The organism is Acinetobacter sp. NigerLNRRAM0016, assembly GCF_054112845.1.
Genome location: NZ_JBSYVT010000039.1, coordinates 18,375 through 27,152 on the forward strand (window position 1 = coordinate 18,375; position 8,778 = coordinate 27,152).

Genomic DNA, 8,778 nt, shown 5'->3' on the forward strand with positions numbered 1-8,778 from the left:
GCAATGAATGCACCCTATAAAAAAACCCTTGTCGTGAATAACAATAAATGAGACTGAGGTGAAGGATGACTTTAAATTATCAACAAGCGCAGCAAAGCTTTGATTTGCAACAGGCTGCGCAACGGTTCTTATCCGGTTCAATCGATGCGCTGAATGCGTGTTATGAGTGTTGCGATCGGCATGCCTTGCCGGGGCGCATTGCGCTGTTTTGGCAGGGGAAAGATGGTCGTAAAGAACAGTATACCTTTCGCGAATTACAACAGCGGGCCAGCCAATTTGCCAATTTCCTCAAATCACAAGGGATTGGAAAAGGCGATCGCGTGTCGGGCTTATTGCCACGTACCCCCGAACTCATCATCACCATTTTAGCCACATGGCGTATTGGTGCAGTCTATCAACCCTTGTTTACCGCATTTGGTCCGAAAGCCATTGAGCACCGTTTACAGTTGGCACAAAGCAAACTGGTGGTGACCGATGTCGGCAATCGCGACAAATTGCATGAGGTAGCAGGCTGCCCTGCAATTGTGACTGTGTCAGGAGCCAAAGGCACAGGACTGTATCAGGGCGATTTCAGTTTTTGGGCAGAAGTGAACCGTCAGTCGGATCAATGCGAACTGGTGATGATGAACATTCAAGATCCGTTCTTGTTGATGTTTACCTCAGGCACCACAGGTCCTGCCAAACCACTGAAAGTACCGCTAAAAGCCCTGATTGCGTTTGGTGGCTATATGCAAGATGCGATTGGCTTAACAACCGAAGATTCGTTCTGGAATATTGCCGATCCGGGTTGGGCCTATGGCTTGTATTACGGCATTACCGGCCCGTTATTGCTTGGACATCCGACCATTTTTTATGAAGGCGCATTTACCCCGGACAGCTTATGTCAAATTGTTCAAGACTATGGCGTGAATAATCTGGCTGGTGCGCCAACTGCTTATCGCATGATGATGGCGGCAGATCCACAACAAATGGCGAAATTGCACGGCAAATTCCGTGTGGTGAGCAGTGCAGGTGAGCCGCTGAACCCAGAAGTGTTCCGCTGGTTCAAGCAAGTACTGGATGCTCCAATCTTTGACCATTATGGTCAAACTGAAGTCGGCATGGTGGTGTGTAACCATCATGCGCTGGAACATGAAGTGCGTGCAGGTTCGGCAGGCTTTGCCAGCCCAGGCTATCGCGTGGTGGCGGTGGATGAACAGGGCAAAGAACTGGGTGCCGATACTCCGGGGATTCTGGCAGTGGACATCAGTCAGTCACCGATGATGTGGTTTGGCGGTTATGAAGAAAGCCGTAAATCACCCTTTGTTGGTCATTACTATTTAACTGGCGACACTGCGGAAATTCATGCCGATGGCAGTATGAGCTTTGTCGGCCGCAGTGATGATGTGATTACCACGTCGGGCTATCGCGTCGGTCCATTCGATGTAGAAAGTGCCTTGCTAGAACATGATGCGGTGATTGAGGCTGCGGTGATTGGCGTGCCTGATCCTGAACGCACCGAAGTAATTAAAGCCTTTGTGATTTTATCGGGTGAGCATCTGGCCAGCCCAGAATTACAAAACGAACTGAGTCTATTTGTGAAAAAGCGTTTATCGGCGCATGCCTATCCACGTTTGATTGAGTTTGTCAGCGAACTGCCAAAAACCCCAAGTGGAAAAATTCAGCGCTTTTTACTGCGTAATCAGGAAATTGCCAAGCAGCAAACAGCCACGGCTGTCGCCAGTTAACAGATTGTAAGGAAGGGATGTATGCAATTCACTGAAGAACAGGTCCGCATGCAGGACACAGCGAAAAGCTTTGATCAAGAACAGATGAAATCGACGAGCAGTGAGTGGGGTCGACACGGCATGTTTTTTGAAGAACAAGTCCTGATTCAGGACATGGTAAAAAGCTTTGCCCAAGAACAGATTAAACCCTTTGCCAGTGAGTGGGATCGACATGGCATTTTTCCCGCAGAGGCGTTACAGCAAATGGGGCAATTGGGTTTTATGGGCATGTTGGTGCCTGAAGAATGGGGCGGATCAGCCACAGGCAATTTGGCTTATGTGCTGGCGCTGGAAGAAATTGCTGCGGCGGATGGGGCAACCTCAGCCATTATGAGTGTGCACAACTCCGTGGGCTGCGTACCGATTCTTAAATTTGGCACCGAAGAACAAAAGCAGCAATTTTTGTTGCCTTTGGCCAAAGGTGAAATGATTGGTGCATTTGCCTTAACCGAGCCACATACCGGTTCCGATGCTGCGGCGATCAAAACCCGTGCTGTGAAAGATGGTGATTATTATGTGATTAATGGGGCCAAGCAGTTTATTACTTCGGGGCATAACGCAGGCGTGATTATCGTGTTTGCCGTGACCGATCCCGCTGCGGGTAAAAAAGGCATGAGCGCCTTCTTGGTGCCACGCAATACCCCAGGTTATGAGGTGATTCGGGTTGAAGAAAAACTCGGTTTACATGCCTCCGATACCTGCCAAATTGCCTTGACCGATGTGCGGGTGCACAAAAGCATGCTGTTGGGTAAAGAAGGTGAGGGCTTAAAAATTGCCTTGTCCAATCTGGAAGGTGGACGGATTGGCATTGCCGCACAGGCGGTGGGTTTAGCCCGCGCCGCTTTGGAAGAAGCCACCCGCTATGCCAAAGAACGCGTTGCCTTTGGCAAACCAATCTTTGAACAACAAGCGGTATCGTTCCGTTTAGCCAGTATGGCAACTGAAATTGCCGCAGCGCGTCAGTTGGTGCATCAAGCCGCACGTTTGAAAGAAGCAGGTCAACCGTGTTTAACCGAAGCTTCGATGGCAAAGCTGTTTGCCTCAGAAATGACGGAACGCGTCTGTTCCAATGCCTTACAAATCTTTGGCGGTTATGGCTATTTGAAAGATTTTCCAATTGAACGGATTTATCGCGATGCCCGCATTTGCCAGATTTATGAAGGCACCAGTGACATCCAGCGCCTCGTGATTGCGCGTAGTTTATAAACAGAAAGAAACAAGCATTGAAGGATGTACAGGCTAGTTTAAGTGGCCGATTTGAGATCGGCGGAGTGCCTGTACAGCGTATCTAAACAGAAAGGATAAAAGCATGCAGTGGGAAAAAACTTTCATCGAAGAACAACAATGGGACACCATTTTGGTGGAAAAGCGCAATGGTATGGGACTGATTACCCTGAACCGTCCTAAAGCACTGAATGCCTTAAACAGCCAGCTGATTGCTGAAATTAACCATGCACTAGACCAGTTTGAACGTGATCGTGAGATTGGCTGTATGGTATTGGCGGGTTCAGAAAAAGCCTTTGCTGCGGGTGCCGATATTAAGGAAATGGCAGAGCTGAATTTCCCTAATATCTATTTTGATGATTTTTTCCATTTGGCAGATCGCATTGCACAGCGCCGTAAACCCTTGATCGCCGCAGTCAGTGGTTATGCACTGGGTGGTGGATGTGAATTGGCATTGATGTGCGATTTTATTTATTGTGCCGAGAATGCCAAATTTGGTTTGCCTGAAGTGACACTGGGCGTGATTCCTGGGATTGGTGGAACGCAGCGTTTAACGCTGGCACTGGGTAAAGCCAAAGCCATGGAAATGTGTCTAACCGCCCGCCAAATGGATGCCACTGAGGCAGAACAGAGTGGTTTGGTCGCGCGGGTGTTACCAAAAGAAGAATTACTGGCTTATACCCTTGAGGCGGCTGAGAAAATTGCCCAGCGCTCCCTGACCGCAACCATGATGATTAAAGAAAGCATTAACCGTGCCTTTGAAGTCAGCCTTAGCGAAGGTTTGCGCTTTGAGCGCCGTACTTTCCATTCCATCTTTGCGACGCAGGATCAGAAAGAAGGCATGCAAGCCTTTGTCGAAAAGCGTGCAGCGCAATTCAACAATCAATAAGGATGGACACGCATTATGGAAAATAATTTACAGATCAGTGTTCAAGGGCATTTAGGTGTGATCACACTGGATCGTGCCAGCCATCTGAATGCACTGTCCCTCACCATGATTCATGGCATTACCCAACAATTAGAGCAGTGGCGCGAAGATGCTCAGGTTCAGGCGATCCTAATTAATTCGAATAGCCCGAAGGCTTTTTGTGCAGGGGGTGATATTCGCTTCCTATATGACAGTTATCAAAATGGCACCCGCAATCACCAGCGCTATTTTGCCGATGAATATCACATGCTGAACACCTTGCGCCAATATCCAAAATCCGTGCTGGTGTTTTTGGATGGTTATGTCTTAGGTGGTGGATTTGGTTTGGCGCAAGCCTGTCATATTATTGTCAGCAGTGAAAAATCACGTTTTGCCATGCCTGAAACTGCGATTGGTTTTTTCCCTGATGTCGGAGCGACGCATTTCCTGTCCCGCCTAGATGATATTGGCGTGTATATGGCAGTAACAGGAGATCAGATTAGCAGTAGCGATGCCTTGCATCTGGATTTGATTGATTACTTGGTGGGCAGTGAGCAGTTGGCAACTTTGCAAACTGAGCTGGCGAGTGCCTTAGCATTAAATCAGCAGTTGATTGAACAGATCATTACACGTCATTTAAAAACACCTGTACCAAGTGATTTAAAACTTTATGAAGAGGCAATTCGACAGCATTTTGCTCATGCTGAATTAGGGCAGATTGAAGCCAGTCTGGCGAGTGCAGCAGAGGGTGAGCATGCGGATTGGGCAGCCAAAATTTTGGCGACTTTACAGCAGCGCTCATTGTTGGCAAAGCAGATTAGCCTGAAACTCCAGCATGTAGGACGTGGTTTGTCTTTAGAGCAATGTATGCAGCTTGAGCGTGATTTGCAGGATATCTGGTTTGAGCAGGGCGATATGCTGGAAGGTGTACGTGCCTTGTTGATTGATAAGGATAAACAGCCAAAATGGCAAACAGCAAATCCAGAATTGATGCAAATGTTTGAGAACCTGTTGCCACCTTCACGACAGCAAAAGCAGATGAGCGCATCGGTATAAGCCTCTATTTTTCTACGTGCTAATGATGAAATCCCCCTTTGTTGGGGGATTTTTTACAGGTTGGCTATATTTTCTAAAGGCAACAAAAAAGGCTTAAACCCTTTGGATTTAAGCCTTTCAAGACATCATGTGACTGCATGATAATGAATCTTGGCTGAAAGAGGGAGTCGCATTATTAATTTAAATTATTGAAATAAAAATATATTTATATAGCATGTTTTTGTTTCTACCCCCAATTTTACCCCCATATAGATGATGATAGAGTTAGCTCAATTTAGAGGTGTATTAATTGGTCGTATAATAACCGTTTAATTGATTGTATGCCAATAGTGAGCTTTTTATTGCTTTGTATAATTATTAAGAGAGTCAAATTTATTAATTCCAGAATGGATTGAACGTCTGTTGGTTTCATCTAGAGCAGAATAGAATTCGCTCTGCTTATAACCGTGCGCAGTATTGGGAAGAGCGTGTGCGAATGATGTAATGGTATGCAGAGCAGTTGAAGACATGGATGGAATTTTGAAATTATTAATAAAAGCCTGAATAGACTGAAATCCCCCTTAAACCAATATGGTATAAGGGGGATTTTTTTGTTTATGTCTTGTTGAATTATTGGGGGGAGATGCTTGTCTAGTCTGTTGTAAATAAGTGCAATGATTGTTGTAACTTATCAAATTTGCTGTGGTATTAATTAAAAAATGCAGTATTAAAAGTTAAAATTTGCTGTAGTAAAAAATTAGTAAATGAGTCATTATGAATCTATAAAACAATAGCTTACGTTGGTGTTGTATGTCTAATACTACCTATTTCCCCAATGCTGCTTTGGTACAAAGTGGTGATTTATTTAAAATAATGGAACTTCGTTATTCGCATTCAATTTATGATGAAGATGGTTACTACAACGTAAAGCAACCAGTTTCTAATTCTTTGGAATTGATTCGATGGTATCGAAATTGTGAGATATATTTTGGTCGGTTAATGGCAGCAGAAAATGAGGGAATACCCTCAAATGAAATTGATTACTGTACGTTTAAGAATGTATTGGAAAATCTTAAAATTGATCCTGAAGTATTTTTAAATTTTGGTATAACCGAATATTCAAAAGAGTGCCGAAGACTCTACACTGAGCTTCAGTTAAAAGACTATCGACAATTAACTCAGAATAAAAAAGATGAGGCTGAAATTAATGCTTTTCTCAGGAATATACATTCAGCTCGAGACGAGCTTAAATTGTTGGCTAAACAACCTGAGAGGTTTGATTGTAACGATGACCACAAAACAATATTTAAAGATTTACATTCTTTTTTAAAACAAACAGACAACGCATATTTTTTGGCATTTGATATTGAGATTGAAACATCCCGATTTGAAGATAATTGTTCAGATAGATGGTTGGAGCGAGCAACGACTTTAAAGCTGATTATTGAAGAAGCTTTAGTCACGATATTTTCTCAGCATACAGATGTCTTACGCGCATATATAAAGTTGGAAGATGATGGGGCTTATGGTTATAGATTTCATACAGTCACTCTGCTTAGTTCTATAGCTCTAACTGAACAATCTTGGTTGGCGAGTTTTAATGAAAGTTTGAAAGGCTTATTGGCAGATAAGACAAGAACAAAAAATTATCTTGAAGCTAAATATTTAAAAGAATTAGAAAAGATAAGAAACCATCGGGATTTGATGGAACAGCCTTTTTCAGAAGATAGAATTGATAGAATTGAGCAGGAAATAAAATCAGATATTGAGAGTTTTCAAAATATTTCATTTAGATTAACTAACTGGAATAATCAATTAATGAAACTTATTCCTGAGCTAAAGTTTAAAATTGACGCTTCTTTTACAAAAGAAGACTTACGTTTGCTAGAGTATTGGGGAGTTAAATATTTATTCATTTCAAGTAAGTATATTTATTTTTCTCATCATAATAAAAACTTGCATCCTTCAATCAAATGTTGGGTTAAGGATACTGATGCACAAACAACGGAAATCGCTACAGTTCACTTGGTAAGAAATACTAGCCCGAAAATAAATAGCAATACTCGTCAGCTTGAGCAGTTCAATTCCAAAGTGGTACAAAGGAATATTCAAGCTGCTGATCTGCCACAGAGAAGATGTAGTGATCCAGAAGATGCCTTTTACAACAATAAGCGTGATTTTACGCAAGCTATGCCTTTGGCTTCAGTTGCATTACCTGAGCCAAAATCAAAATTTGAAAAACAAAAAGTTGGAAAGAGCTTGGAAATCCAAGTTGGGGCGCCATCGCAAGATGAAGTCATACATTCATCAACTCCATGCACAATGCAGGATTTTATTGATTATGTTGCTGATGAAAAAAATGGTGCTGTCAAAACCAAGATAAATAATAAACAAAGACATATGTGGGCTAAAATATTTTATGGCAACACTATACTTGATGAAGAGCTTTTAAAGTTCTTGATTCAGTTTGAATGTTTTATTGACAATCTATTACATTCGACAAATCCGTTTTTCACCGTTAAGCCCCAACAGAACTGTAGCCCTGAAGGGCTGTCTACAGTTGGGAGCCAGTACCTTGTATTATTTTATAATTTTTATACCCAACAAATTGCAAATAAATTAAGAGCAATAAATATTGAATCAGATTACTGGGATTTGGTGATTAACCTTTTTGAATACCATTTTGTAGAAGAAGAGCATCGTAATATTTCGCAAGTAGTGATGCATCAGGAACAAATCCAAACTTTAAATGACTTGATGAAAAAAGCACGAGTATTGGCAAAACAATACGAACAAAAAATAAAGCCTAATTTACAACATTTGAAGTACGCAGATGTTAAACCATGGCGAAAAGCTTTTGATCAAGAGCGAGTTCTTATGAGATGCAAATTTAGCCTACCCTACTCATTGCACGACAAATTAGGGATTACAGCTATTTTCAATGCGTTTAAAACACGGTTATCTGGAAAGAATAGGCAATTCAAAGATGTCCAACATATTGTAATCTGTCGTAAAAAAAATCAACATGAGACACTAGATGTTCTACTGATGTTTGATAATTCTAATGGAGCGGAAGATCAAAAATGGCTAAGTGAGCAAGTTGAAGAACTTTGGGTTAAATCTGCTAACGCTGCAATGAAGAAATGTAAAGTTCAACCGAGCAATTCTGATCTAGAAAAACTAGTCAGCTTTATAGACTTTATTCCAAAGCATGAGAGTTTGGCTGTGAAGTATCTTTACATTAGAAATCATAAAGCCGCAGTAGAAAAATCAGTGATTTCACATCTTATTCCCTATTTTATTTCACAGGCTATTTTTTTACAGGATGTATCATCTGGTTCAACACATAAGTTAAGCATGAGTCGGTATTTAACGAATTTATTTGACAATCAAATGCCTATGGAAAAAGTTGTACCAGTGGTTAGAAACAAGAAATCGAAAGCAAAGAGTGATAGTGGAGTAAGCTAACTTTAGCTTCTCTGCTGATGAAGAAATTCCCATAATTTAGTAGTTGTTACTATTAACCAAAGTAGGATTTTATGGGTATTTTTAGTTTGTGATGTAGCAGGCTTAGTTGGTATCTTATATTATTAAGATATCCTAACTCTTCGATTAATAAGATACTGACTATAAAAAGAATTCAATCAATCGCTACAATCTTTCTTTCATGATGCTACTTCTCACAGATCATTTACAGAGAATACTGTACTGGAGACTGTGAGAGTACTCAGGAACGAGTACATATGTACTCGTAAATAAATACTCAACTGACTGATGACATGGTGAAAAATACTTTTTGGAGACACCATGACATCAATACCTTCATTCAATCGTCTTTCTGAACCA

At 41.7% G+C, this 8,778-nt stretch carries 5 protein-coding genes and 1 pseudogene; all 6 read left to right on the plus strand.

What is annotated here, in order from left to right:
- Positions 1-65 precede the first annotated feature (65 nt).
- The 6 genes and pseudogenes from ACWQ4X_RS16720 to ACWQ4X_RS16745 all read left to right on the plus strand — a co-directional run bounded on the left by ACWQ4X_RS16720 (position 66) and on the right by ACWQ4X_RS16745 (position 8,400).
- Positions 66-1,727: an AMP-binding protein gene (locus ACWQ4X_RS16720; RefSeq protein ID WP_457904402.1), complete on the plus strand. Its 1,662-nt coding sequence runs from the start codon at positions 66-68 to the stop codon at positions 1,725-1,727.
- A gap of 120 nt (positions 1,728-1,847) precedes the next feature.
- Positions 1,848-2,972 carry an acyl-CoA dehydrogenase family protein gene (locus ACWQ4X_RS16725; RefSeq protein ID WP_457904409.1) on the plus strand — a complete coding sequence of 375 codons (1,125 nt, stop codon included), beginning with the start codon at positions 1,848-1,850 and terminating at the stop codon, positions 2,970-2,972.
- Between the two features lie 103 nt (positions 2,973-3,075).
- A complete protein-coding gene (locus ACWQ4X_RS16730; RefSeq protein WP_457904403.1) occupies positions 3,076-3,879 on the plus strand; it encodes an enoyl-CoA hydratase in 804 nt (267 codons plus the stop codon).
- Positions 3,880-3,894: 15 nt separating this feature from the next.
- A complete protein-coding gene (locus ACWQ4X_RS16735) occupies positions 3,895-4,953 on the plus strand; it encodes an enoyl-CoA hydratase/isomerase family protein (protein WP_457904404.1) in 1,059 nt (352 codons plus the stop codon).
- Between the two features lie 354 nt (positions 4,954-5,307).
- Positions 5,308-5,437 (plus strand): annotated as a pseudogene (locus tag ACWQ4X_RS16740) (tyrosine-type recombinase/integrase); the annotation flags it as partial.
- Positions 5,438-5,742: 305 nt separating this feature from the next.
- Complete coding sequence (locus ACWQ4X_RS16745) at positions 5,743-8,400, plus strand: hypothetical protein (protein ID WP_457904405.1); 2,658 nt, start codon at positions 5,743-5,745, stop codon at positions 8,398-8,400.
- The last annotated feature ends 378 nt before the right edge of the window (positions 8,401-8,778 follow it).

What these genes read in the sequence shown, in the direction of transcription:
- ACWQ4X_RS16720 (WP_457904402.1), top strand. Translation starts at nt 66, where the DNA reads ATGACTTTAAATTATCAACAAGCGCAGCAAAGCTTTGATTTGCAACAG.
- ACWQ4X_RS16725 (WP_457904409.1), top strand. Translation starts at nt 1,848, where the DNA reads ATGTTTTTTGAAGAACAAGTCCTGATTCAGGACATGGTAAAAAGCTTT.
- ACWQ4X_RS16730 (WP_457904403.1), top strand. Translation starts at nt 3,076, where the DNA reads ATGCAGTGGGAAAAAACTTTCATCGAAGAACAACAATGGGACACCATT.
- ACWQ4X_RS16735 (WP_457904404.1), top strand. Translation starts at nt 3,895, where the DNA reads ATGGAAAATAATTTACAGATCAGTGTTCAAGGGCATTTAGGTGTGATC.
- ACWQ4X_RS16745 (WP_457904405.1), top strand. Translation starts at nt 5,743, where the DNA reads ATGTCTAATACTACCTATTTCCCCAATGCTGCTTTGGTACAAAGTGGT.